We start from the raw sequence: 1,041 nt of genomic DNA, 5'->3' as shown, positions 1-1,041 counted from the left end.
GGCGTTGTTGATCAAATCAGCTTGAAGATCAACGATGCCATATTTGACTAGCCGTTAGCTTCTAACGGGCATACCTAGTCCTATGACTTTGTTTATAGCTTTAACATTCGCCATGATCTCGCCCACTTGAGCGTTGTAACATCTCAAGCTCAGTTTACCGCTTGTCAGTCCTTTATATCGGGACATTGCAGTCTCAGATATTGAGCGATAGTGATAACCAGATTGGGCTTTCCATTCCGCTATTGTTCCATTTTTCAGAGCTGTTACTGCTTCGTTTCTGGGATGGCCATCTTCCCAAAGTGCTGCACTCTTTCGAGGCGGTATCAGCGGAGTACAACCTTTCTTTTTCAGAGTCTCGTAGCAGCTTTTGGTGTCATATGCACCATCGGCAGATACGGCAGTGACCTTTCTGCGTAGTGGGTTGAGCAACGTCGGTAGCACTTCACTATCGCCAACATTGACAAGGCTGACTTCCGCACTAATAGCTTCGTGAGTATCCACATCAACAGCTAAGTGCAGTTTGCGCCATGTTCTGCGTTTTTCTGCACCATGCTTTTTCACTTTCCATTCACCCTCACCAAAGACTTTGAGACCAGTCGAGTCAATGGCAATATGGCGAATAACTCCTCTAGATTTATTGCGATATTTGATCTGAACTGTCTTCGATCGTTTACTGATACAGGTGTAGTCAGGGGACGTCAGCGGAACATCCAATAGCTCAAAGACAGAGTCAATAAAGCCTTGAAGAGCACGTAATGGCAGAGAGAAGATACCCTTAATCATCAAGGCAGTTTCAATTGCTGTATCAGAGTATTGGAAGCCTCTACCACGCTTACCATGATGGATTTTGCATTGCCATGCATCTATGGCTGAGTCATCTATCCAGAACGTAACCGAACCACGTTTGCACAGAGCCTTATTGTACTCCGCCCAGTTAGTTATCTTCTTTTTCGCTTTACCCATGTCACCACCGTTCTAACTATCACAAAGGTTCAGATCACGGGACTTGGAAAAGGTTCAACTGATTTAGGCAACAACGCC

Annotated in this window: 1 protein-coding gene; it reads right to left on the bottom strand. The window is 45.2% G+C overall.

Going from position 1 to position 1,041, the window contains the following annotated elements; all coding sequences use genetic code 11:
* Nucleotides 1-54: 54 nt before the first annotated feature.
* Nucleotides 55-963 (bottom strand): IS5 family transposase, encoded by a 909-nt coding sequence (locus IQQ51_RS00015; protein ID WP_193840000.1) that lies wholly within the window; start codon nucleotides 961-963, stop codon nucleotides 55-57.
* Between the last annotated feature and the right edge of the window lie 78 nt (nucleotides 964-1,041).

Source organism: Vibrio sp. OPT18, from assembly GCF_015163615.1.
Classification (GTDB): Bacteria; Pseudomonadota; Gammaproteobacteria; order Enterobacterales; family Vibrionaceae; genus Vibrio; species Vibrio coralliirubri.
Note: the sequence above shows the minus strand (reverse complement) of the source record. Positions and strands in the feature narration are given on the sequence as shown.